Source organism: Synechococcus sp. W60.3, assembly GCF_047502615.1.
Classification (GTDB): Bacteria; Cyanobacteriota; Cyanobacteriia; order Thermostichales; family Thermostichaceae; genus Thermostichus.
This window is the reverse complement of record NZ_JANSHJ010000003.1, coordinates 11,637-35,428: the sequence shown is the minus strand read 5'-3', so window position 1 is coordinate 35,428 and position 23,792 is coordinate 11,637. Positions and strand designations below refer to the sequence as shown.

The 23,792-nt window shown below is 61.5% G+C and carries 21 protein-coding genes and 1 pseudogene; 9 read left to right on the top strand and 13 right to left on the bottom strand.

Annotation, left to right across the window (positions count from 1 at the left end):
• Positions 1-49: 49 nt before the first annotated feature.
• Genes NW846_RS01730 through NW846_RS01720 form a run of 3 tightly spaced genes read left to right on the top strand, consistent with a single transcriptional unit; the run spans position 50 to position 2,873 of the window.
• Entirely contained in the window at positions 50-922 is an 873-nt protein-coding gene (locus tag NW846_RS01730; RefSeq protein ID WP_414347009.1) for an inositol monophosphatase family protein, read from the top strand.
• Between the two features lie 41 nt (positions 923-963).
• On the top strand, positions 964-1,890 hold the full coding sequence (locus tag NW846_RS01725; protein ID WP_228375358.1) for an ABC transporter substrate-binding protein: 927 nt from the start codon (positions 964-966) through the stop codon (positions 1,888-1,890).
• Entirely contained in the window at positions 1,848-2,873 is a 1,026-nt protein-coding gene (locus NW846_RS01720; protein ID WP_414347010.1) for a DnaJ domain-containing protein, read from the top strand. Before NW846_RS01725 ends, NW846_RS01720 begins: the two co-directional genes overlap by 43 nt.
• 12 nt (positions 2,874-2,885) lie before the next feature.
• On the opposite strand, the gene NW846_RS01715 is transcribed toward NW846_RS01720, so the two are convergent.
• The 5 genes from NW846_RS01715 to NW846_RS01695 all read right to left on the bottom strand — a co-directional run bounded on the left by NW846_RS01715 (position 2,886) and on the right by NW846_RS01695 (position 8,396).
• Positions 2,886-4,499, bottom strand: coding sequence for a type II CAAX prenyl endopeptidase Rce1 family protein (locus NW846_RS01715; RefSeq protein ID WP_414515176.1), 1,614 nt, complete (start codon positions 4,497-4,499; stop codon positions 2,886-2,888).
• A 67-nt stretch (positions 4,500-4,566) separates the two neighbouring features.
• Positions 4,567-5,199 carry a tRNA (guanosine(46)-N7)-methyltransferase TrmB gene (trmB, locus tag NW846_RS01710; RefSeq protein WP_041439245.1) on the bottom strand — a complete coding sequence of 211 codons (633 nt, stop codon included), beginning with the start codon at positions 5,197-5,199 and terminating at the stop codon, positions 4,567-4,569.
• A gap of 157 nt (positions 5,200-5,356) precedes the next feature.
• On the bottom strand, positions 5,357-6,277 hold the full coding sequence (locus NW846_RS01705) for an L-lactate dehydrogenase (protein ID WP_414515207.1): 921 nt from the start codon (positions 6,275-6,277) through the stop codon (positions 5,357-5,359).
• Between the two features lie 282 nt (positions 6,278-6,559).
• Positions 6,560-6,910, bottom strand: coding sequence for a hypothetical protein (locus NW846_RS01700; protein ID WP_011431451.1), 351 nt, complete (start codon positions 6,908-6,910; stop codon positions 6,560-6,562).
• A 730-nt stretch (positions 6,911-7,640) separates the two neighbouring features.
• Positions 7,641-8,396 carry an ankyrin repeat domain-containing protein gene (locus tag NW846_RS01695; RefSeq protein ID WP_099812733.1) on the bottom strand — a complete coding sequence of 252 codons (756 nt, stop codon included), beginning with the start codon at positions 8,394-8,396 and terminating at the stop codon, positions 7,641-7,643.
• Positions 8,397-8,746: 350 nt separating this feature from the next.
• Between NW846_RS01695 and NW846_RS01690 the strand changes: the two genes are divergently transcribed.
• Entirely contained in the window at positions 8,747-9,328 is a 582-nt protein-coding gene (locus NW846_RS01690; RefSeq protein WP_414346996.1) for a DnaJ domain-containing protein, read from the top strand.
• Here the strand turns inward: NW846_RS01690 and NW846_RS01685 are convergent.
• Positions 9,325-10,731 (bottom strand): 2-succinylbenzoate--CoA ligase, encoded by a 1,407-nt coding sequence (locus tag NW846_RS01685; protein WP_011431448.1) that lies wholly within the window; start codon positions 10,729-10,731, stop codon positions 9,325-9,327. The two genes, NW846_RS01690 and NW846_RS01685, sit on opposite strands and share 4 nt — an antisense overlap.
• A 222-nt stretch (positions 10,732-10,953) precedes the next feature.
• Between NW846_RS01685 and petG the strand changes: the two genes are divergently transcribed.
• The 3 genes from petG (at position 10,954) to NW846_RS01670 (ending at position 13,995) form a co-directional block, all read left to right on the top strand.
• Positions 10,954-11,067 (top strand): cytochrome b6-f complex subunit V, encoded by a 114-nt coding sequence (gene petG / locus NW846_RS01680; RefSeq protein WP_011431447.1) that lies wholly within the window; start codon positions 10,954-10,956, stop codon positions 11,065-11,067.
• A 71-nt stretch (positions 11,068-11,138) separates the two neighbouring features.
• Entirely contained in the window at positions 11,139-12,761 is a 1,623-nt protein-coding gene (locus NW846_RS01675) for a bifunctional pantoate--beta-alanine ligase/(d)CMP kinase (RefSeq protein ID WP_011431446.1), read from the top strand.
• 196 nt (positions 12,762-12,957) lie between these two features.
• Complete coding sequence (locus tag NW846_RS01670; protein ID WP_414346995.1) at positions 12,958-13,995, top strand: hemolysin family protein; 1,038 nt, start codon at positions 12,958-12,960, stop codon at positions 13,993-13,995.
• Between the two features lie 9 nt (positions 13,996-14,004).
• Here the strand turns inward: NW846_RS01670 and NW846_RS01665 are convergent, their stop codons facing one another.
• From NW846_RS01665 to bioB, 4 genes and pseudogenes are all read right to left on the bottom strand, one after another.
• Positions 14,005-14,301 carry a 2TM domain-containing protein gene (locus tag NW846_RS01665; protein WP_099812735.1) on the bottom strand — a complete coding sequence of 99 codons (297 nt, stop codon included), beginning with the start codon at positions 14,299-14,301 and terminating at the stop codon, positions 14,005-14,007.
• 56 nt (positions 14,302-14,357) lie between these two features.
• A pseudogene (locus NW846_RS01660) lies at positions 14,358-14,603 on the bottom strand (DUF4126 domain-containing protein); the annotation flags it as partial.
• 38 nt (positions 14,604-14,641) lie between these two features.
• Entirely contained in the window at positions 14,642-16,723 is a 2,082-nt protein-coding gene (locus tag NW846_RS01655; protein ID WP_414346993.1) for an ATP-binding protein, read from the bottom strand.
• A 122-nt stretch (positions 16,724-16,845) separates the two neighbouring features.
• The gene (gene bioB / locus NW846_RS01650) at positions 16,846-17,778 is read right to left on the bottom strand and encodes a biotin synthase BioB (protein ID WP_011431441.1); all 933 of its coding nucleotides are present in this window, start codon (positions 17,776-17,778) and stop codon (positions 16,846-16,848) included.
• Positions 17,779-17,902: 124 nt separating this feature from the next.
• Here bioB and NW846_RS01645 point away from each other — a divergent pair, with 124 nt between their 5' ends.
• Positions 17,903-18,898, top strand: coding sequence for a deoxyhypusine synthase family protein (locus tag NW846_RS01645; RefSeq protein WP_414515172.1), 996 nt, complete (start codon positions 17,903-17,905; stop codon positions 18,896-18,898).
• A gap of 10 nt (positions 18,899-18,908) precedes the next feature.
• On the opposite strand, the gene NW846_RS01640 is transcribed toward NW846_RS01645, so the two are convergent.
• The 3 genes from NW846_RS01640 to NW846_RS01630 are packed head-to-tail and all read right to left on the bottom strand — an operon-like array spanning position 18,909 to position 20,876.
• Positions 18,909-19,475: an ankyrin repeat domain-containing protein gene (locus NW846_RS01640; RefSeq protein ID WP_414515171.1), complete on the bottom strand. Its 567-nt coding sequence runs from the start codon at positions 19,473-19,475 to the stop codon at positions 18,909-18,911.
• Positions 19,476-19,479: 4 nt separating this feature from the next.
• Positions 19,480-20,244 carry an MBL fold metallo-hydrolase gene (locus NW846_RS01635; RefSeq protein WP_414515169.1) on the bottom strand — a complete coding sequence of 255 codons (765 nt, stop codon included), beginning with the start codon at positions 20,242-20,244 and terminating at the stop codon, positions 19,480-19,482.
• Positions 20,241-20,876: an anthranilate synthase component II gene (locus NW846_RS01630; RefSeq protein ID WP_011431437.1), complete on the bottom strand. Its 636-nt coding sequence runs from the start codon at positions 20,874-20,876 to the stop codon at positions 20,241-20,243. The genes NW846_RS01635 and NW846_RS01630 overlap by 4 nt, the downstream gene beginning before the upstream one ends.
• 179 nt (positions 20,877-21,055) lie before the next feature.
• Between NW846_RS01630 and NW846_RS01625 the strand changes: the two genes are divergently transcribed.
• A complete protein-coding gene (locus tag NW846_RS01625) occupies positions 21,056-23,467 on the top strand; it encodes a DEAD/DEAH box helicase (protein ID WP_414515167.1) in 2,412 nt (803 codons plus the stop codon).
• The last annotated feature ends 325 nt before the right edge of the window (positions 23,468-23,792 follow it).

Below are 23,792 nucleotides of genomic sequence, written 5' to 3'. Positions count from 1 at the left end.
CTTGGCCGCGGGCGGGCTATTCTGGGTAGCAGGTTTGTAGCCTTGAGGTGTGGGTGTGACGGAGGCCCTGTTGCGTCGGTTAGATGTGGCCACAGAGGCGGCCCTGGAGGCAGGGGCTTTGCTGCGCAGTTACGTGGGGGGCACCCTTGCCATTGAGGAGAAACGTCCGGGCGACTTGGTAACAGCAGCGGATCGCGCTTCCGAGGAGCTTATCTTGAAAATCTTAAGGCGGCACTTCCCCGAAGATGTGATCTTGACGGAAGAATCCGGCCAGCAGGGATCCCCGCAGGGCGCCTACGCCTGGATGATCGATCCCCTCGATGGCACCACCAACTTTGCCCATGGCTATCCCTTTGCTGCCGTCTCTATTGGTCTGCTGGAGGGGCGGGAGCCGGTGCTGGGGGTGATCTACGACATCTTTCGCGGGGATCTCTTTCGCGCCGTACAAGGGATGGGCGCCACCCGCAACCGCAAACCCATCCGCGTCTCCTCTACTACCGAACTCTCCCGCAGTCTCCTGGTTACTGGCTTTGCCTACGACCGCCGCGAAACCCCCGACAACAACTACGCCGAGTTCTGCCACTTCACCCACCTCACCCAGGGAGTGCGGCGAGGTGGATCGGCTGCCCTGGACTTGGCCTACGTGGCCACCGGCCAGTTGGACGGCTATTGGGAGCGGGGTCTCTCCCCTTGGGACATTGCCGCTGGGATTGTCTTGGTGCGAGAGGCCGGCGGCAAGGTTACCGCCTACGACGGCAGCCCGGTGGATGTGTACAGTGGCCGCCTGCTGGCCAGCAACGGCTGGCTACACGCTGCTCTTCAGGAAGAACTGGCCCAGGTCAGCCCTCTGCCGGTCTCCTTCCCCATGCGGCGGGATCGCCGGTCTGGGGAGCAAAACGGCCAAAGTTTAAAGATCAGGTAAAGATCAGGCGAAAATTGGGTAAGGTTTACGCAAAGGCCCTCATGGCTCTTTCGCAAGGCAAGGGAGATAACTTGGCCGGGAAAAAGCTCCGGCGTCGTTGTTGGGCGGCAGGGTTTGGCCTGGCGCTGCTCTTGGGGATCCCGGCCTACCCTCAGCCTGCCCCAAAGCCGACCCTGCCCGCTCCTGCCAGCGAGCGAGCACAGGTTCCCGATTCCCGTTGGGCCGAGATTCAGGCGCGGGGGCGCATCCGGGTTGGCCTGGATCCCAGCCTGGGCCCGGCTTACCTCTACACCGACCTGGAGCGGCAAACCTACGCCGGCTTCGAGTGGGATATCCTGGAGGCGCTTGCCCAGACGCTGCAGGTGCGAGTGGAGCCCGTCTATGTGGCTTGGAGCGAGCAGTTGGCGGCTTTGCAAGCGGATGAGGTGGATCTCATCTGGGGGGCGCGGGAAGCTTTGGGCTTGGATCCGCAGCAGTTTCTCGCCACCCGACCCTACTACCTCAGCCCGCAGCGCTTGGTGGTACGGGATCCCGGGCCAGAGGAAGCTCCCATTGAGGCGCTGTCGCAACTCTTTGGCCGCAAAGTGGGCATTGTAGTTAACAGTACGGGAGCCGCTCTGTTGGAGGCGTACAACGAGAGGCGGGGCAACGCCATTCGTCTTTTTGCCACCAGCAACCCGGATCGCTTGTTTGCCCAGCTCCAGGCTGGCCAGTTGGATGCGGTGCTCGTCGACCAGCCCGTTGCCGCCCTGAGCCTGCGCCAGGCGGGATCCCGGCTGCGCCTGGCGGGGCCGCCTCTGTTCCCGATTCCTTTGGTGGGCGTGGTATCCTCACAGCATCCTTCCCTGAAGGAAGCCGTGGATGGGGCGATCGCAGTCCTGACCGAAAACGGAACTTTGCAACGCATCTTGGAGAAGTGGCAACTATGGGATCCAACTCTGATGTCCCCCGCCTCACCCGAGGGCTAGCCCGCTACGAGACCGACCATTTCGCCATCTTGGGCGTGCCCCTCACCGCCGATGCCAAAGGGATCCGACGCGGCTACCTGCAGGCGGCCAAGGCTCTGCACCCGGATCGCTTTGTCGGGGATCCGGAAGGGGCAGAGCGGGCCAACGTCCTCTTCGCCAAGCTGGTCAGCCCGGCCAACGAGGTGCTGGCCAAGGAGCGAGAGCGGTCAGAATATGAGACTGTGCTCAAGCTGCGCGTTCAACGCCTGCTGGAGTCGCCACCCCCCGATCTGTGGCCCACTGGAGAAGCTGTCAAAGACCTGGCCGAGCGCGCCGATTGGCAGGAAGAATATGTCCGGCGGGTGGAGAAGCTGGCCAAAGAGCAATACAGCTCTATGGCCACCCTGCTGGAGAAAACCGAGCAGTTGAGCGAGCTCAACCTAGCCTACCTGCTGCTCAAGGCCGGCTACAAAGGGATCCCCGCCCCTGCTGCCAAAACCACCACCTCGACGGGGATCCCAACCCCTTTCCCCAGCCGCACCACCTTGGGCGGGATCCCGGCTGCTCCACCCACCGCTCCCCCTGTCCAGCCCGCCCCTCCTTCGCCCCCAACCCCGCAACTTAGCCCCGCTGAGACCCGCTTCCTGCAGGCGCTGGACATGATCGAGCGCAAGCAGTACCGGGTTGCCATCCAGTATTTAAACTTCGCCATCAGCGCCCAGCCCAACGTGGCCCGTTACTATCTGCACCGAGGTATCGCCCACCTCAAGCAGGGCAACGCTGGCATGGCCAAGGCCGACTTCCTGCAGGCGAGCCGCCTCGAGCCGGCCAACGCCGAGTTGATGGCCGAGGTGCGCCGCTGGCTGCAGCAGGTCACCACCCAACAGCCGGTTCCCGTTCCCTCGGCCAGCCGTCAGACCTCCCAGGCCCAGAAAATCGTGCCACCGCCGCGCAAAGAGGATAGCGGCGGCTTCTGGAGCCGCCTCTTCGGCAAGAAAAAGTAGGCCAAACTCCCCTCAGGAAGCGCCCCCCAACACCAGCAGCGTGACCAGGGATCCCGTATTCCAGAGGCTGTGCAACAGGATGGGGGCCAGCAGGTTGCGGCTGTGGCTGTACACCACCCCCAGCACCACCCCCAGCATGGTCAAAGGCAACAGATCGGAAAGGTTGAGGTGGGCAAGGGCAAAGGTGAAGGCGCTAAGCCCAATGGCGGCCCCCATAGGCAGGTAGCGGCTTAGAGTAGGCAGCCAAAAGCCCCGGAACAGCACCTCCTCAAAAACAGGGGCACAGACAGACACCACGGCCAAAAACACCAAGCGCGCCCCCCAGCCATGGCTCTCCAGCAGCAGAGGCAAGATGGGGTTCCCGCCCCCTGCCTGGGGCAGCAGCAACTGCGACAGCGCCGCTGCCAGCACCACCAAAGGCAGGGCCGCCCAGTAGCCGCCCAGGCCCCAGAGGATCCAAGGGCTCCACAGCCGCACCTGCAGCACCTTCTGCCAACCGGGATAGAGCCGAAGAAGCCGGTACAACAGCGCCGCCCCCAGCAGAGCGCCCGCATTGTAGGTGAGAAACAGGGCCACCGCCTGATGCCAAGGGCTGAGCTGCTGCGTCCCCAGGCCGAGCCCGACCGTGTAAAGGCGAGGCACCAGCGCATTGAGGAGAATGAAACCCAAAAACCAACCGGTCAGGACCGCCTGCGCCCCGATCCCCGGCCAAGGCACCTCCCACGGCGGGCCCACAAGAGGACGTTGGCGCCAGAAGCTCCAGCCCAGCCAGCCCAACAAGAGCACCAGCCCCAGCAGCGCCCCCAGCAGCGGGATCCCGCCCACCACCGCCAGCCGGAACAGGGCTGCCAAGGCCAATTTTTCCTGCTGCTGGTTGAGGGCATTGAGGCTGTCGCTGCGCTGTTGCAGCCGGTAGAGCTGCTGCAGGGCCACCGCCTCAAACCAACCGTCCAGGTGGTTGCGGATTTGCACCTCGGCCTCTGGCAAGATGCGCCGTGGCGTTCCCCACAGCCCTTGTAAAACCTGTGCCACCCTCTTCTGGCCGGATTCCAGCTCCAAGGGACGTTCTGGATCGACTACCTCTTGCCACTGCTGCTGGGCTGCCTCCAGATCCTCCTGGTAAACGTAGAGCAGACCCAGGCGCAGCCGCAGGGCGTCCAGCTCCGCCTGCAGATCCTGGACAGAAGCCAGGAGGACGGGATCCACTTCTTCTGGAGTTGAGGCCGGCCCCACCGCATCTGATACCCTGGCCAATTCGGGTTTGCCCCCTGCCGAGGAAGTCGCCCTTTCCAGCCGTGCCATCCGTTTGAGGCGCTGCAGGCGTTCGGCGTAGTTGTCGGCCACCTGCTGGTAGCGATTGTGGGCCAGCTCGAAAACGTTCTGCCCCAGCAGAGCCCGCGCCAGGTCCTGATAGCGGGGATCGTCGAGGGTGCGGGCAGCCTGCAGGGCGAGATTGGTTTGCAACAGATCCAACTGCGTTTGCGGCGGCGGCTGAAACCAACTGCTGGAAAGCGAAAGCCCGACAATCAAAAGGGCCAATAGGCTCAGCAGGTTGAGGATCCCTCGGCGAACAGAAAGCCAAGCGGAAAAGGGATCGACAGAGGCCGTGGCTTCAGAGGGAGACATGGCAGCAACCGAGGCAACTCCAGCGGGTTATATCCTAGCTTCTATTGGCTTCAGCCGGATAAAGGGGTCAGCGTCGCTCTAGCCAATAACGGTAGATGGGCAGACCCAACTGCAGGCACTGCCACTCCCGCTCGGTGGGAATGCCGAAGGGGTTGTCATCGATGGGCCCCTGGTAGGGATTCCAAAACTGCGGATGCTCTAGGAAACGATCGACCATCTCCTCGGCCACTTCCCGCACGTCCGACTGCAGGAAGACGGGGCTGCCCGGTTGCAGCAGCAGGGCCAGATCCGCCACCAGTCGCGGTTGGACGATCCGCCGCTTGTGATGGCGCTTTTTAAACCAGGGATCCGGAAATTGGATGGTGACCCGGCTGAGATCTCCCGGCGCAAACAGATGCCGCAGGGAGACGTTGATGTTGGCAAACAGAAAATGGACGTTATCCAGCCCCAGCTCGTCCCGCCAAGCATTGGCCCGCTCCACCAGCGGCTGTCGAATCTCTACCCCCAAAAAGTTCCAGTCGGGCTGCTCCTGGGCCATGCGCAGCAAAAAGCGTCCGCTCCCTGAGCCGATATCCAAATGCAAGGGCTGCCCCAGTCGCCGATACACCCGTTCCCAGTGGGGTGGGGGGGTGGGTTGTTGGTACTGAGCCTGCAGGGGGTTGACGTGTTGCCGCAGTCGCTGGCCGAGACCCTTCTGCAGCGGGATCCCTGTCCAGGGGGGAACAGAGGAGCCTTTCTCAAGTTGGGCCTGCTGTGCTCGCTGCACGTCCGCTTCCACAGACCACCTCCTGCCGTCAGCCACAGCCGTAGCGAACCCAACGGTGGATCCAAAACAAACGGGATCCGGCAGCCCAGCTCTACCACCGGATGCTGTCGATGACTTGCCGCAAGATCTGGGCCGAGCGGTGCAGCTGCTTCCGCTCGCTCTCGGTGAGGGACATGGCCAGCGTGCGCTCCACCCCTTGCCGACCGACCACTCTCGGCAAACTAAGGCAGACCTCCGGCAGGTCATATTCTCCCTGGGTGAGGCTGCTCACGGTTAAAACGCGCCGCTGATCCCGTACCAGGGCCTGGACAATTTGTGCCACCCCCAGACCAATGGCATAGCTGGTGGCCCCTTTGCGGCGGATGATCTCATAGGCGGCATTGCGCACCTGCTCGAAGATATCGCCCAAATGGGCGGGATCCCATTCCGGCGAGAGCTGGCCAATCGGCGTGCCGGCGATGTTCACCTTGCTCCAGACGGCCACCTCGCTATCCCCATGTTCGCCGATGATGTAGGCGTGCAGGCTGCGCGGATCCACCCCCAGCCTCTGGGCCAACAGATAGCGAAAGCGAGCCGTATCCAAAACCGTTCCCGACCCCAGCACCTGCCCCGCCGGCAGCCCCGCTAACTTCAGGGAAACATAGGTCATGACGTCAACGGGGTTGCTCACCACCAGGAAAATGGCGCTGGGGCAATGCTCCATCAGGGCCGGGATCAAGCTTTTGAAGATCTCGACGTTGCGGTGAACCAAATCCAAACGGGTTTCTCCAGGCCGCTGCTTGGCCCCCGCCGTCACAATCACCACGTCTGACCCGGCACAATCGGCCAGCTCCCCTGCCCAGATCCGCGTCGGCTCCACAAAAGGGATCCCATGCACCAGATCCATCACTTCCCCTTCCAGCTTGGCGCGGTCGATGTCGTGGATCACCAGCTCATCGAGGGTGTTCTGGATAAGCATCGCGTAGGCGCAGGCCATGCCCACCTGCCCGGCGCCGATGATGGATCCCTTCAAAAGGCGGTGAGCAGTCAGCCCACCGGCTTGCTGCTCAAAGCGTGGCTTGGGTTGGTGCTCAGAAACGGTCATGGCTTCAGCCGCTGCACTTCCCTTCCCAGCTTAAGCCTGGCCAGGCGGAGAGAAAAAGAGCAGAGGGGCTATCGCCCCCCAGAGCAAGAAAGGCTGGAAGGGAAGAGAACTTCCGCCTTCCCGGTCGCCTCGGATCCCCGCGGGGTGAAGTGACTTTGAATGCAGCTCAGTAAGGGTTTTAATGGTTTTTTAAGAATTCTTGGGTAGACCTCAACTCCGTTGCTGGGTTAGCCGCTGCCAAAGCTCCAGAGGAATGCGCTCATGAGGACGTGGAAGAGACCGAATCTGAACCAGCTCTTCCGGCAAGTAGTGCAAAGCCACCCGCGCCGTTGCGTCTAAGAGACTGCGCCGCCGCTGGAGATGTTGCTCCGCTTCTCCCAAAAACACATCCAGCCAGCCATCTCGCTCTTGGCAGCGAATCCGCAAAGCAGAGAGAGAAGGTAGGGACTCTTGGCGATAGAGCCGGAAGCCCTGCTCAGGACTCCACCCCAGCCACCACTGGGGCGCCAATTGCCCCAACTGCCGACACCACACGCCCGCCTGAACCTGTTGCCATGTCATGCTCACCACTCCGCAACCTGCGAAGACCTAGCTGCAAATTTTTCCAACTACTTTAGCTAGGTACTCTACCAGACTCACTCGGTTTGATGCAAGTCTTTATCAAAGAGGAACCGATGTGCCATGGGGATATATTGCAACTTAATCTCAATAGTGCTATACTGTCACCCGGTTGAGTGGTGGAGTCATATCCATCAGTCTTCCTCTCTTGTCTTGGACGCAGCAGGGATCCCGCGCCGGCGGAACTGGCCATCCTGCGCTTGGCAGGGATCCCTTTTTCTCCACAAAGTTAATGAGACTAAATATAATTAATGGGAGAGGGGGAGGTTTTCCGCCAACATCGTGTTGAAGTAGGAGGTAGCAGTCGAGGGTGATCGCGCTTGCGTCGGCGGGCCAGCAAGCGAAAGCGGCGTGAAGCGCTGGGGAAGTATCTTGAGCTATTTGGAATGGCTACCAATCCTCTAGAAAGTAAGGAGATAAACGGATGTTTTCGGAACAAGCTAGCTGTTCCGTCTTTGTTTTGTTCTCTAAAAAATGATGTTGGAAGAAGATTAAAATCTGGAGAAAGGAATTGAACCAGATGCGAGTTATCGATTAGAATCTAGATGGCGTTAACGCTAACCGCGACGAAGAGATCGGAGAGGGGAAATCTAACATCCTCTCTCCTTTTTCTGTGGAATTCCTTCCAACTCTATCTCCCGTCTCCCAAGAAGTAGGGATCCCTTAAGCCAAACTAAAGGGTTGCGCCTCGGTCTTGCAGCCATTGGGCAGCTAGCCTGTGCTGACGTTTCTGGGCATAGGCGAGGGGAGTGTGTCCATCGTGATTGCGGGGGTTTAATTCGGCCCCATTTTCCAACAGCAGCTCTAGGATCTGGATATGCCCTTCCCAGGCAGCCCAGTGCATGGGTGTCGCCCCGAAGCGGTTGCGCGCGTTGACATCGGCCCCGTACAAAATGAGAAAGCGAGCGATGCCCAAGTGTCCTTGTGTGGCCGCCTCGTGCAGAGGAGTTCGCCCCGTCTCATCAACGGCATCCACCGGTGCCCCCTTGGAGAGCAAGCGGGCGAGAACGCTTTTCCTACCCGTAGCTGTAGCCCAGTGGAGAACGCCACAGGTTTTTGCCCCTTTTTGGATCAGCAGACCAATAACTTCTGCCTGATCGGTTAGGGCAGCCCGATGGAGAGGAGTGTATCCATAGCGATCTAGCAGATCGATATCGCTGCCTGCCTTGAGAAGCCGCTCCACCACTTCCACCTGGCCGCTGGCAGCAGCCAAATGGAGCGGCGTAGCCCCTGTGGAATCCATCGAGTCGACGGAAGCGCCATAAGCCAAAAGCAAGTCCAACAGCTCCAGATTGCCGATGAGTACTGCTTTGTGAAGCGGGGTGAACCCCTGCGAATCGGGAGCATTCACATCTCCCCCTTGCTGCAAGTAAGCCAGCAATCCTTGCGGGTCTTCATTGGCAAGGGCGCGGTGCAGTGCTTCGCTCATAGTCACTCAGAAATAGGACTTAGAGACAGCTAAAAGTACTTTGAGAACAGTTAGGAGTAGAGTTAGGCAAAGTCTGGAATTTACAACTTGGGCAAAGTCTAGCACTGGATCCCTGCCTCTGAGGTAGCTGTGCGAAGAGATGCCTCTTAGCGCTCAGTCAGAATGGTCAATGCAGCACCATGCCTCAACATGAGAATGATTCTCTACTAGATTGGATCTAAATTGCATGAGCGCCGAGGGGATCCCTTGGTTCAGCCCAGGTTGGCATGGCATGATCGGCGTAGCTCCGAGCCAGAGCTGACTCTTCGCCCAGGTTCAGCAGCCCCTCACCCTCTCTTCTGCTGCCGCTCATGGACTACTATGCAATCCTGAACCTCTCTCCCCAAGCGAACAGCGAAGATATCAAGCGAGCCTTTCGCCGGTTGGCGCGGCAGTTTCACCCCGATGTGGCAGGAGAGGGATCCCGAGAACGATTTGAGCAGATCTACCAGGCCTACCAAGTGCTGAGCAACCCTGAAGAGCGGCGGCGCTACAACGCCCAACGACACTCTCCACCCAGTTCTGTGAGGGGGGAAAGGCGCGTGGTTGTACGCACCACTGGGTCAGGCTCCATCTCAGCAGAACCACCGGCTCGGGAATCCCTTGAGGCAGGGATTGCCCGCGTCAAGGCGGCTTGGCGCGAGCGTAAGTTGCCCACGGCAGTGGCTCTGGCGGAGGCGCTGCTGAAGCGGTTTCCCAACTCCAAGGAAGCCATCCACATCTTGGCTTTGGCCTATCAGCGCTTCGGCAATCATTTAATCTGCGAGGGTCGCTACCAGCAGGCAGAGGCTTACTTGAGAAAAGCTTTGGCCACAGAGCCACACAACCGCGAGTTGGCCTTTGAAATCTGGCGAGACTTGGCCCGTCTGGGCATCCGGGAGGGATCCGGCTAGCTGCCTGGCGTTGCCAGTCTCAACTGCTGGGCCGCCCACTGCCGCAGCTGTTGGCGGCTGACTTTGCCCTGGGCGTTGCGCGGGATCCCGGCACACCATAGCCATTGCTTAGGGTGCTTGAAGGGGCTCAGTTGTTGGCTCAGGTGTTGCTTTAGGTGCCTCTCCAGCTCTACGGGGAGGGCAGGGATCCCAGCCTTGGGCACGGCCACCGCCACCACCTGCTGGCCCCACTCGCCGTCGGGCAGGCCGAGCACGCACACATCCTCCACCCAGCCGCTGGCCCGGATCTCCCCTTCTACCTCGGCCGCCATCACCTTTTCCCCGCCGGTCAGGATCAGGTCGTCGGCGCGGCCCAGCCAGTAGAGATAGCCGTCTGAGTCCAGATAGCCCCAATCTCCAGGGGTGAAGCCCCGCTGTTGCCACTTGCCCAGGCCATCAGCCTCCCTCGCCAAAGGGTAGTAGCCCAGCGCCAGGGATTCCGCCCACACGTGGATGTGGCCCGCCGTCTGGGCGGGCAAGGGATCCCCTGCTTCGCCGCGGATCTCCAGGGTGGCGTGGGGCAGGGGCCGCCCCAGGCTATCGCTCCCCTGCAAAAAGGCTTCCGGCAGGAGCGTACACACCTGGGAGGCGCTTTCGGTCATGCCATAGGTGAGGGCCAAGGGCAGGTGCAGTTGCCGGGCCTGTTGCCGCAAACTGGGCCAGGTGGGGCCGCCGCCAACCAGAATGGCTCGAAACTGGCGCAGGCTCTCCAAGACTCCCGGCTGGGCGTTGAGCAACAGCCGCTGCAACTGGGTGGGCACCAGCGACAGAAAGCTGCCCGGCAAAGGCGGATCCCAGGCCTCGGCCTGCTGCTGTCGTTTCCAATCCCAGACAATCCACTGGCCGCCGCTCAGCCAGGAACGAACAGCTTGCATCAGGCCGCTGACGTGGTACAGGGGCAGGACACAATAGCTATGGACGCAATCCACGCTGAAGTGCTGCTGGTGGGCTCTGGCAGAGGCGCTGAGGGTACGCCAGGAGTGCACTGCCCATTTCACCTGGCCGCCGGAGCCACCGGTAGGGATCCCGATTACTGGCCAATCGGCGCTGGGTAGGATCTGTTGCCAATGCTGCAGAGGGGGGTGGGAGGAGGCAGAACCCTCCTGCAACTGCCCTCGCCGCCAGCGCCAAGCGGATCCCAGGCTGGCCAGAGCCTGCCCCCACTCTCGTCCTCCCCAGTGGGGATTGGCCAAGAAGAGGGGGATCCCCAGGTGTTGGCAGGCCAAAACGGCAGCCCACACTTGCAGCGGATCCGAGTCTGCCACCAACAGGGGAACGGCCTTGTCTGCCAGAGGGCGCAGTTGCTCTTCCAGCCCAGCCAGACACTCCTTCAAAGCGGGAGAGCAGTTGTGGTTGGGAAACATCTTTCGGCAAGTTCGGGCGGGACAGTTGCAGGTTCAACGAAGCGATCAAAGCGATCAAAGAGCAAGCCATAGCCGTGGAGACTTGACCCTCCACCGAGGCAATTGGGGGCGTCCCCTGTACCTTCGTTGTTTTGACTTTTGGCAGGGATCCCCCCGGGCAAGGTGAGGAAGAGTTTGGGCTTGGCTTATCATGATCTAGGTTTGAAGTAGGAGGCCTAGGTTGTGATCGAGCCAATTTTGCTGGGGATCGTTTTGGGGATGGTGCTGGTTACCTTGGCAGGCCTGTTTGTGGCCGCCTACAGACAGTATCAGCGCGGCAATAAGATGGGTCTGTGAAAGCCAGGGAGGAAAAAGCTGGCACCAAACCGTCGGCAAGAGAGTGGCTCAGCAGGTGAGGTGGCATGGCGATGCAGTGGCTGCGCACGGTGGCGGCTTTGCGGGAGCAGGTAGCGAGCTGGCGGGGATCTACCATAGGCCTGGTGCCAACGATGGGATCCCTGCACGAAGGACATCTCAGCCTAATTCGCCGCTGCCGCCAAGAGTGTGACCACACGGTGGTCAGCATCTTTGTCAACCCCCTCCAATTTGGCCCCAACGAAGACTGGGATCGCTACCCCCGCGACGAGGAAGGGGATCGGGCTCTGTGTGAAGCCGCGGGCGTGGATGTGGTGTTTGCCCCCGACCCGCAGGAGATGGGGGCCGACCCGGCCACTGCCGGCGATCGCACCTGGGTCATGCCTCCTGAGTCCCTTTTGCAGACCCTCTGCGCCCCCCACCGACCGGGGCATTTTCGCGGCGTGGCCACCATTGTGCTGCAACTGCTAAACCTGGTGCAGCCGCAGCGGGCCTATTTTGGCCAAAAGGATGCCCAGCAACTGGCAATTATCCAGCGGCTGGTTCAAGATCTGCAAATTCCCACCACCATTGTCCCTTGCCCCACCGTGCGAGAAGCCGACGGCCTTGCCTACAGCTCCCGCAACCGCTACCTTTCGGCAGTGGAGCGGCAGGTGGCCGCCAGCCTGTACCGCGCCCTGCGCCGAGGTTACGACCACTGGCAAGCCGGGGATCCCTCCGCCGAAGGGATCCTGGCCGCCGCCCGTGCTGAGCTGGAGCGCACCCCCGAGCTGCGCGTGCAATATCTGGAATTGGTGGATCCGCAAACCCTCCAGCCCCTATCGGAGGTGAAAGATAAGGGGCTACTGGCCATCGCCGCCTATGTAGGGCAAACTCGCCTCATCGACAACCTGCTCCTTTCCCCGGAAGGGGTGGATCCCTTGCCCCAAGAACAGCAGAGTGCAGTGCCTCCTTCCCCGAAAAGGGGGCGTCGCCCGCTGATTGCCATCGACGGCCCGGCAGGGGCCGGGAAGTCCAGCGTAGCGCGGGCAGTGGCCGCTCAACTGCAGCTCTTGTACCTGGATACGGGGGCGATGTACCGGGCCATCACCTGGCTGGCGCTGCAGCGGGGGATCCCGTTGGACGACGCCGAGCAACTGACCCAACTGGCTGCCCAAACCCAACTAACCCTACAAAGTGGCCCCTCGGCCGACGAACCCACCCGCATCTGGGCCGACGGTGAGGAAGTTACCCAGGCCATTCGTTCCCCAGAGGTGACCCGCTGGGTTTCTCAGGTGGCGGCAGTGCCGGGGGTACGGCAGGAGCTGGTGAAGCGGCAACGCCTCATTGGACGGGATGGGGGGGCCGTCCTGGAGGGGCGAGATATCGGCACCCATGTTTTTCCTGATGCCGAGCTGAAAGTCTTTTTGACCGCCTCGGTGGGGGAGCGGGCCCAGCGCCGGCAACACCAACTGCAAGCCCAAGGACAAGTGGTGTCCCTCGAAGAGTTAAAAGCTCAGATCGAGCAGCGGGATCGCCGCGACAGCGAGCGGCTTATCTCTCCCTTGCGGCCTGCCCCCGATGCCATTCTGATCGACACGGATCACCTGAGCCAAGCTGAGGTGGAAGACAAAATTGTGAGGCTGTACCGGCAGCTTTTGGAGCGATCCGGGGCAGCCCATTTCGATATTATCTGAAGTTATCTGAACCCTGAAGATTTTCTCAAGCTTGCGAGATGGGGCCAATTCAATTCTGAGGTGTTGAGCCTTGGGGGGGCGATGCGCTTGGCCAGAACCGCTAAGGTAGGAATCCTATTGACGAAGAGATACTGGCCTGCCCTGCTCCCCCTCGGCCCAAATCACTCGTATCCGGCTCTGGGTAGCCGCGAGCACTATGGGTAATGTCCTCCTCCTGGCTTTTCTGCTTCTCCTCTCAGGGGCCTGCTCCGGAGCGGAAACCGCCATCACGGCTATGGACAACCTGCGCTTGGAGTCCCTGATCGAAGAACAAGGGGATCCGCAAGGCCTCTATCGACTGGCTCAACAACAGCGCTCACGGATGATCACCACCCTGTTGTTGGTGAACAACTTTGTCAACATCGGCATTGCCGCCCTGGCCACCACCATCTCTATTGAGCTGCTGGGATCCCAGTTTGGAGCTTTGGCCGCCACCGTGCCCACCACGATCCTGGTGCTCCTGGTGGGGGAAGTGGCGCCCAAGTCTTTGGCGGTGAGCCATCCGCTGGCAGTGTTCCGCTGGGTGGTGCGGCCTGTCCATGTCCTCTCGGTGCTGCTGCGCCCTTTTACCGCTGCCTCTGAGTGGGTTGTCAGGAGACTGTTCAACCTGTTGGAGCTCTCGCCGCTGACAGCCACCGCTTCCCTCAAGGATTTGCAGCTGTTGATCGATGTGCTGGGGCAGCGAGGGCTACTGGATTGGCAAAAACGGCGCCTGTTTCGCGGGGCGCTGGCGTTGGATTTGCTCCAGGCTGGGGATGTGGCCAAGCCAAGGGTAAAAATGGAGACCATTTCCCACGACAAAACGCTGCAGGATGTGGTGAAGCTCTGCCTGGAGACGGGCTACTCCCGCATCCCCGTGCAGGGGGAATCCAAGGACGAGATCGTCGGCGTCATCCACCTCAAGCAGGCCCTGCGCTACCTGGAGCAAAAGGGCAATGCCGAGGTGACCAAGGCCATGTCCCCGCCTTTTTTTGTGCCCGAGACCAAGCGCGTCAGCCTGCTGCTCAAAGAGATGCTGCGCTCCCGCCAACACCTGGGGATCGTGGTGGATGAGTTTGGCGGCACCACCGGCCTCATTACGCTGGAGGACATTTTGGAAGAGCTGGTGGGGGATATCTACGACGAGAGCGACCTTTCCCCCCTGCTGCTGCAGCGGCAACGACGACAGCGCCTCTTCTCTTCTGGCTCCCCTTGAAGGAGGCCGCTAGCCGGCTTCTGCAGAGTCTTCGTTGGCTTCGGGGGGGAGCTCCACCAAACCCGGATCGGCAGGATAGCGGGCCACAAAAAAGATCCAGAAGCTGTGGATCCCCAGGCCTAGGCCCCACCCGCCCAACAGCGGCAGCAGCCACGGCCAATCGGCCCGATACAGCTGTTGGAAAAACACCAGCCCCGACGCGCTGCAGAGAAAAACAGCCAGATGCGCCGCGTAGGTGTAGCGGTCATCCAGCTTGCGAAACTCAGGATCCCGACGGGAGGGCTTCCGGGGCCAGCGAGGCGGCATGGCAGCAACCCCTCACAACTCAAAACCTTCTCCAGTGTAGAGGGATCCCTTGCCGCCGACATCACCAGGATCCCGGCCGCTACCGCCACCGGCGTTGCCACCACGTCCAGCAGGTTATCCACCCAGGGTACACAGTAGGCAGCAACCTCGAAAAAGGTAGCCACCGCAAAAACCGACAGCGCCTCTTCCGACCCAATCCACTGCAGATCGGGAGCCAACGGCAGATGCCCGGAGCGAGCTGCCAGGTTCATCACCAACAGCGGCACAAAAATGCGAAAGCCGCAGGCAGCGCTGAGGCCCAATCCCAAAAAATTGCCGGTAGGCTGTCCATTTCTGCTCCTCAAGATTGATGGGTGTGACGGGAGTCCTCCCGCCAGCGGCAACTGGGGGGATCCGTTTCGCCTGGCTGGGCGGCAAACTCCAGCGGCCCGTTTTCGGTGTAGAGGTGCAGGTCGAACCAGAAGGTGGATCCCTGTTCCAGCTTGCTTTCCAGGCAGATGCGGGTGTGGTGTTTCTCCAGGATGTTGCGCACGATGGCCAGGCCCAGGCCGGTGCCCTCCAGGGTGTGGACGCGGTTCTCCACCCGGAAAAAGCGGTCGAAGATCCGCTCCTGATCCTCCGGGGCAATGCCGATGCCCGTATCGGCCACCGCCACCCGCACCGCCTGCGGGGATCCATCCGCCTGCACGACCGGGTGGGCATGCACCGTCACCAGCCCTCCCGAGGGCGTGAACTTGAGGGCATTGCCCAAGAGATTGGTCATCACTTGCAGCAGCAGATCGTAGTTGCCCCACACCAGGGGCAGATCCGGATCGACGAACTTGCGCAACTGGATCCCTTTGTCGCGGGCTTGCAGGTGGTGGGTGCGCAGGGTTTGCTCGATCACCGCTGCAATATCGACAGCCTCGAAGTGGTACTGTTTCCCCGACTCCAGACGGGACAAATCCAACACATCGTTGACCAGGCGGGTGAGGCGATCGGTTTCGCGGTTGGCAATTTCCAGATAGTCCAGCCGCTCCTCTGGCGACATCTGCTCGCCGTACTCGTAGAGGGTCTCGATGAAGGACTTGATGCTAAAGAGTGGGGTGCGCAGCTCGTGGCTGATGTTGCTGATGAACTGGGCCTTGGCCTCGTTGAGCTCCACCTCGCGGGTGATGTCCTGCACCGTCATCACGATCCCCTTGAGGTTTTGCCGCCGCGGATCCGACACCGGCGACAGCAGGATGCGGATGACGCGCTTGGTGGGGCCGCTGAGGTTGACGCGAATTTCCTCTGCCTCTTGATCCCCGCGGGCAATTTGCATCAGGGGGCGGGCCAACTGCTGCCGCAGATCCTCGGGCAACAGCTCCGGCAAGGGCTTGCCCAAAACAGGCTCGCCTTCCCAGCCAAACATGCGCGAGGCAGCTGGGTTGAGCAAGAGTACGCGAAACTCAGCGTCCAGCAAAATGGCGGCATCGACGATGGAGAAAACCAAAGTCTCCAGCTTGGCCTTGGCGGCGGCCAGTTCTTCGATGTTCTGCTCCTCGTAGCTCTGCAGCCGCTCCGCCATCTCGTTAAAGCTGTCGATGAGTTGGGCCAGCTCCCCCCCAAAGGGCAGGTCGATGCGCTGTTTGAAGTTACCCTTGGTGATTTCCTGGACGCCTTTGACCAGCTCCTTGATGGGGTAGGTGATGGTGAGAGCGTTGACCACGGCTCCCAGGATGGCCAGAACCCACACCGCCAAAAACACCCCAATCGAGACCTCGCGCGCCAGTTGCGTCGAGCGCACGAGGGCGGGGTTGGGGTTGATGCCCAGGGCCAGGGTGCCCAAAAAGCGGCCCTGATGATAGATGCCAACAAAAATGTCCGTCACCCGCCCGGCAGGGGTGAGGTGGGCGCGCACCAGGGGCTGGCCCTCAGCAGGCGGACGGTTGCCCGGCAGTTGCATGCGACGGGCAAGGCTGAGAGAGGTTTTCACCTCCTGGTTGGAAAACGGGATCCCGTAGTAGATGTTCCCCTCCGGGTCGGCATAGAGCAAATAGCGAATGCTGCTGGTGCTCTCAAAATATTGCCGCGACAGCTGGGCCACTTCGCCAATGCGATCTTCTGCGATCAGGGGGGCGACATTGGCCGCCAACAGCAGCCCCAGATCCCGGCCAAAGCGGGCTTCGTTAAAGCGCGCATCCTGCTGCACGGTGCTGACGGCCCAGAAGGTGAAGCTGCTCACCACCAGCGAGACCACCAGCGTGGCCACAAAGAGCAACTGGGTCTCCAGGCGCAGCTTTTGTTTCCAGCGAGACCACCAGCGCCGCAGGGATCCCCAAAAGAACCCCCCCCTTGACGGCTCCCCAGTCTCCCCCGGCAAGGGCTGGGGAGGAGAAGCAGCAGCCGCCTCAGGGGATTGGACTTCGGCAAGGGGCTCGGCAGTGCTGACAGGAGACATGGACAACCCTGAAGAACACTGTCGCCACCATTCTGGCATGGCTGCCGACAGGGTTAAGAGGGTTCGATTTTCTGCAAAGATTGTTACAAGCAGGGATCCCGAAAGGGCAAGGGGAGATGCCTCTACAGAGGTTGCAGGCCCAGCTTCTCGAGCAAAGCCGCATCGGCAGCCTGGCCCGGATTGGGCGTGGTCAGCAACCTTTCCCCGGTGAAGATGGAGTTGGCCCCCGCCAAGAAGCACAACGCCTGCTCGCTCTCGGACAGGTTTTTTCGCCCTGCCGAGAGCCGGATCTGGGCGGTGGGCAGCAGCAGGCGGGCCGTGGCGATGGTGCGCACCAGCAGCAGCGGATCGGGCGGGGGAAGCTGGCCTAGGGGCGTGCCGGCCACGGGAACCAAAGCGTTGATGGGCACTGAAGTGGGGGGCGGCGTCAGGTTGGCCAGAACGTGCAGCAGGCCGATGCGGTCTTCGTCGCTTTCCCCAAGGCCGACAATGCCGCCACAGCAGATCTGCAGGCCGGCTGCCGCCACATGGGCCAGTGTCTCCAGGCGATCCCGATAGGTGCGCGTCGTGATGATGCGGGGGTAGAACGCCGGCGAGGTGTCCAGATTGTGGTTGTAGGCCGTCAGACCCGCCGCCGCCAATTGCTGCGCCTGGGCAGCCGACACCATCCCCAGGGTAACACAGGCTTCCATCCCCAGCTTGCGCACCAGGCGCACCATCTCCAACACCCGCTCAAACGCCTCCCCTGCCGGGGCCGACCGCCAGGCAGCGCCCATACACAGCCGGGTGGCGCCGGCCCTTTGGGCGGCCATGGCCTGCTGACGCAGCGACTCCAGCGAGATCAAGGGGTAGGTCTCGATCCCTGTCGAGTAGCGGGCGCTTTGGGGGCAATAGGCGCAGTCTTCCGGGCAGCGGCCCGACTTGATGTTGACCAGGGCGCAGAGTTGAACCCGGCCAGGCGGATGGTGCTGCCGATGCACCGTTTGCGCCTCGTACACCAACTGCAGCAGCGGCCGATAGTAGATCTCGCGAACGTACTCTAGAGCAATGGCCATGCCGGCAATGTCCAAAACAAAAGGTTGAAGGGATCCCTAAAAGCTTGCCAGCGCTCTTAGGTTTGGCTATGATACGAAGTCTGTGCCTTGGGAAGGCGAACCCGCCTTGCTTAGAAACCCAACCATGATAACCGCAGAAGCAGTGGCCAAAGGTCCTATCAGCCAATTTCTTAAGCATCACTTTCGCCACTTCAACGCCGCCGCCCTGGTGGATGCCGCCAAGGGCTACGCTGCTCACCTGGAGAAAGGCGGCAAGATGATGGTGACCCTGGCCGGCGCCATGAGCACGGCAGAGCTGGGCCTTTCTCTGGCCGAGATGATTCGGCAGAACAAGGTGCACGCCATCTCCTGCACCGGCGCCAACCTGGAGGAAGACATCTTTAACCTCATCGCCCACGACTTCTACGAGCGGGTGCCCCACTACCGCGATCTCAGCCCGCAGCAGGAGCAGGAGCTGCTGGAGCGGCACCTGAACCGGGTAACCGATACCTGCATTCCCGAAGAAGAGGCGATGCGGCGCCTGGAAAAAGCTCTGCTGGAAGAGTGGACGGCTGCCGATCAGGCGGGGGAGCGCTACTTCCCGCACGAGTTCATCTACCGCATCCTGCGCAGCGGCCGGCTGGAGCCCTACTACCAGATCAATCCGCGGGATTCTTGGGTCTATGCGGCCATGGAGGCCGACTTGCCCATCTACGTACCGGGCTGGGAGGACTCCACCACCGGCAACATGTACGCTGCCCACTGCATCAGCGGCGAGATCCGCCATGTCCATACCGTCCGCACGGGCATCGAGTACATGATCCACCTGGCGGACTGGTACACGCGCACCTCGGCAGAGTGCTCCATCGGCTTCTTCCAAATTGGCGGCGGCATTGCTGGGGATTTCCCCATTTGTGTGGTGCCCATGCTCCATCAAGATCTGGGTCGCCAGGGCGTACCCCTGTGGGGCTATTTCTGCCAGATCAGCGACTCCACCACCAGCTACGGTTCCTACTCGGGGGCAGTGCCCAATGAGAAGATCACCTGGGGCAAGTTAGGGGTCGACACGCCCAAGTTCGTCATCGAGTCGGATGCCACCATCGTGGCGCCTTTGATCTTCGCCTGGGTGCTGGGGTGGTAGAGAAGGGGAATCAATCTGTATGCCCGTCGGTTGAGGCGGAGCGGGGCCAGCGGGACAACAGGGTTGCAGCTTCCCAGCGGCGCAGATCCTGGGCGATGCGCAGGGGCGTGAGGCCGTAGCCGTCCGGCTCGTCGATCTCGGAGCCATGTTCCAGCAGCAGCCGAACGACCTCGGGGTTGCCGGACCAAGCGGCAAAATGCAGGGGAAGGCCACCGGCGCCAAAACGAGCGTTCACCTCCGCCCCTCCCTGGAGCAGGGCTTTCGTAACCTCAGGGTTGCCCAGGCGAGCGGCTTGGTGCAGTGGGCTAGCTCCCCCATGGTCTAGTTGATTGGGATCCGCCCCCGCTGCCAGCAAAAGGCGGGCCTTGAGGCCGCTTTCTACAAAAAACAGGGCTGTTTTGCCCCGCCCATCGACGGCGTTGGCGTCTTTCCCTAGCCAGAGAGCCAGTTGCAGCCGCAGCGGGTTGGCTTGGGCCAAGGCTTGTGGATCTTCTGGTAGGGAGTATCCATAGAATCCCAGACCCCCCACTAGCAGGGATCCCAGTCCGACAGCGATTTTTAGGACCTGACCTCGCATAGCCCTATTCCTCAAAGAAAAGGATGGCGAGCCCCTGCCTGGGCAGAGCCTGGGCCGAGAGCAGCAACGGGTTGCTGAGGGCAGGTTGCGGGGCAGCAGCGGGGAAGAGACGCAAAAACGCCTGTAAAGGCACCAGATCGCATTGGGAGTCGGCGGCGGCGACGGTGCGATACATCGTTGGGATGACCAACTTGGGCTGCAGCGCTTCGATGGCCGCCTTGGCCGCGGCGGGATCGTAGTTTTTCGGCCCACCCCCCACCGGCACCAGCAACAGGTCAGGGCGAGCCAGCAGGATGGACTGTTCCCGGCCAATGGGCTGCAGTGCCCCTCCCAAATGGACAATGTCGATCCCGGCCATGCGCCAGCGCCAGCCTACGTTGAGGCCAAAGCGGGGGCCCCGCGGCATGCGCACCCCCTGCACGCGGATCCCGTCGATGAAGTAGTCCCCCGGCTGAAACAGCACCCTGGGGTTGCCCGGCACCACGTCCAAAGCCCCTTCGTCCAGGAGACGGCTGCTGAGCAGCACCAGATCGACAGCAACGCTGGGAGCAGGGTAGCCGGCTGTACAGCCCGCCGGGCGGAAGGGGTTGACCAGAAAGCGCTTGCCCTCCCCCTCGAACAAAACGCAACTGTGGTGCAGCCAGGTCAGTTGCAGGCTCTGGGGGGTGAACTCCAGGGATCCCCCTGTTTGAGCACCCGCCCGCTGACCCCCTACGGCAAGGGATCCCAGCAGGCCGGCGCTGGCTTGCAAAAGTTGGCGACGCTTCATGGGCACGGGATCCCTGACGCGACGACGGCAGCCGCCGGCTGGGGCGATCCCGAACCATGGTGCCGAGCCAGGCGCAGAAAGTTGCCTAGCAGGCGCTTGCCCTCTGTGGTCAAAATGCTTTCTGGGTGGAACTGCACCCCCTGCACGTGAGGGTAGCGGCGGTGGCGGATCCCCATGATGATCCCACTGTCCGTTTGAGCCGTCACCTCCAGCTCTTCAGGACAGGTGGAGGGCTCGATGGCCAAGCTGTGGTAGCGGGTGGCCGCAAAAGGCCGGCTTAGCCCCTCAAATACCCCCACCCCTTGGTGGTAGATCAGCGAAGTTTTGCCGTGCATCAACTCAGGGGCGCGCACGATCTGGCCACCGTAGACCTGGCCGATGCACTGGTGCCCCAGACAGACACCCAAAATGGGCAACTCTGGCCCCAGCTCCCGAATTAGCTCCAGCGAGATGCCGGCATCCTCTGGTCGTCCCGGCCCCGGCGAGATGACTACAGCCTCCGGCTGCATCTGGCGCAGCTCGGCCACTGAGATCTCGTCATTGCGAAAAACCTGCATCGGTGCCCCCAGTTCCCCCAGGTATTGCACCAGGTTATAGGTAAAGCTGTCGTAGTTGTCGATTACAACCAGCACGATGGCACCCGGCGACGGCACCTCATTTTAGCATTGCCCAGGCTTGGGTCTCCCCCAGCGGCAAGACTCGCAGCCCCGAGCCAACACCCGGATCAAGCTTGTATCCTGGGAGATATAGCACACAAGCGGCAGCGAGGTGGCTAGCTTTTAGGTTGTTTTCTGATGACTTTTCGGATCCCATGAACCCGCTTCTCTCCCCGGCAACCGACTTGCTGGACGAGTTGCGCAGGCTTTTCCCTTTTGAGCTGGATGAGTTTCAAATCCGAGCGATTCAAGCTCTAGCAGCTGGGGAATCGGTGGTAGTCTGTGCACCTACGGGATCCGGCAAGACGCTGATCGGAGAATATGCTATTTATCGGGCCTTGTCCCAAGGCAAGCGGGTTTTTTATACAACTCCTCTGAAGGCTCTTTCCAACCAGAAGTTTCGCGATTTCGGCCAGCAATTTGGCCCAGAGCGGGTTGGCCTGCTCACCGGCGACATCTCCATCAACCGGGAGGCGCCCATCTTGGTGATGACCACCGAGATCTTCCGCAACATGCTCTACGGCACGCCGCTTTCTCTGGCTGTCCAACAGGGGGCTTACGCCAGCGAGAGGGATGCGTGGGAGCAGGCGGAGGCCCTGAGCCGGGATCCCTTGCAAGACGTGCAGGCGGTGATCCTGGACGAATGCCACTACATGAACGACCAGCAGCGAGGCACCGTCTGGGAAGAGGCGATCATCTACTGCCCTGCCCACATCCAGCTTGTTGCCCTCTCGGCCACGCTGGCCAACAGCGACCAGCTCACCGACTGGATGAACCAGGTGCATGGCCCCACGCGACTGATCGACTCCAGCCATCGCCCGGTGCCGCTGCAATTTCACTTTGCCAATCGCAAAGGGCTGTTCCCCCTGCTGGAACAAACGGAGTCGGGCCAGTGGGTTTGCAATCGCCGCCTAAAAAGCAAACTCCCCAAGTCCGGCCAGTCCTCCTATGGGGGGGTGCCGGATATGGTGCAGGTGGTGGAAAACCTGCGCCAGCGGGACATGTTGCCGGCCATCTATTTCATCTTCAGCCGCAAAGGCTGCGACCTGGCGGTGGCCAGCGTGGGGAACTTGGACTTGATCGCCAGCGAGGCAGAACGGCAGCAGTTGGCCGAGCAGATCGACCGCTTTTGCCGGGAAACGCCGGAAGCCGTGCGTCGGGATCAACTGGATGCCCTCTACCGGGGGATTGCCGCCCACCATGCCGGCCTGTTGCCCGCCTGGAAGGGCCTGGTGGAGCACCTCTTTCAGCAGGGGTTGGTGAAGCTGGTCTTCGCCACCGAGACCTTGGCCGCCGGGATCAACATGCCCGCCCGCACGACCGTGATTTCCTCCCTCTCCAAGCGCACCGACGACGGCCATCGCCTCCTGACTGCCTCTGAGTTTATGCAAATGTCGGGCCGGGCCGGACGACGGGGCAAAGATGTGATCGGGCATGTGGTGACCTTGCAATCTCCCTTTGAAGGGGCGCAAGAGGCGGCGCGGCTGGCCACTGCGGGAGCAGATCCCCTGGTGAGCCAGTTTACCCCCACCTATGGCATGGTGCTGAACTTGCTGCAGAAGCACTCTCTGGAGGCGGCCCGGGATCTCATCAACCGCAGCTTTGGCCAGTATTTGCTCTCGCTGCAAAAGCTGCCCGAACAACAGGAGCTCCAGCACACCCGCGCCGAGCTGGAAGAGATCGACCGCCTCTTGGAGGGTATTTCCGACGAAGACATCGCCCGCTACGAGAAAGTGCAGGCGCAACGGCGGGAAGAGCGGCGCATCTTGCGCTACCTGCTCAAACAGCGAGAAGCCGAGCCGGATCCCACCCTGCGCCTATTGGCCTTTCCCCACATCCAAGCCCAAGAGGAAAAGATCCGCGCCCTGGAAGCCCGCATCCGCGCAAACCCTGCCCACAGGGTTGGGAAAAAGCTGCTGGGTTTACAGGAAAAGCGCCAGCGCCTGCGCAAGCGTCTGCAGCACCTGGAGCGGCAAAGCGACTCGGTACAGGAGTTGCGCTGGCAGCAATTTATGGCCTTGGTGGGGGTGTTGCAGGAGTTCGACTGTTTGCGGGAGTATCAACCTACCGCCAGCGGAGAGGTGGTAGCCGCTCTGCGGGGAGATAACGAGCTCTGGCTGGCGCTGGCTTTGCTATCTGGCGAATGTCTAGGCTGTGCTCCCCATCACTTCGCTGGGGTGATCGCTGCCCTGGTGGCCGAGCCTCCCCGTTCGGGTACCTACAGCCGGCTGCGTACTTCCGGGCTAGTCGAGGATGTGCTGCATGGCTTACGAGGCTTGCGGCGGCAACTGTTCCGCAGCCAGCGGCAACACCAGGTGTTTCACGTGCCGATTGGGTTTGAGCCTGGCTTGGCCGGGATCGTGGAACACTGGGCGCAAGGGATCCCTTGGGAACAGCTAGAGGCCAGCACCAACCTGGATGCTGGGGATATTGTGCGCCTGATTCGCCGCACGCTGGATTTGCTCTCCCAGATTCCCTACATACCCCATCTGCCAGCCGAGTTGCGGGAAAACGCTCGCGAAGCCCAAAAACTGCTGGATCGCTTCCCGGTAAGCGAGCTGATCTGAGCGTAGATTGTAAGGAATCTGCCAGGATTCGGTTGCCCCTGGGAATCCTCTGTTTGGGGAACTGGAAGTGGACAAGACAGGTTGTTTTGTCCGTCCAGCCAACTGCGTAGGGCCCACAGTCTGCTGGCGCAAACGCGATGCTGCTCCGGCGGGAAATGCCGCCGGGCCGAAAATTGCTTCGTTGCCAGAAAGATCGCTTAGAGAAGGATGACGATCTCGATGCAGCGCTGAACGGTGCTCGGCTGTGCTCAGTACCCGGTGTTCCTAGGTCTTTCGGAGCGGATTATGCTCCCGCCTGCCTAAGGTGCGGGCGGCTGTCTATGGG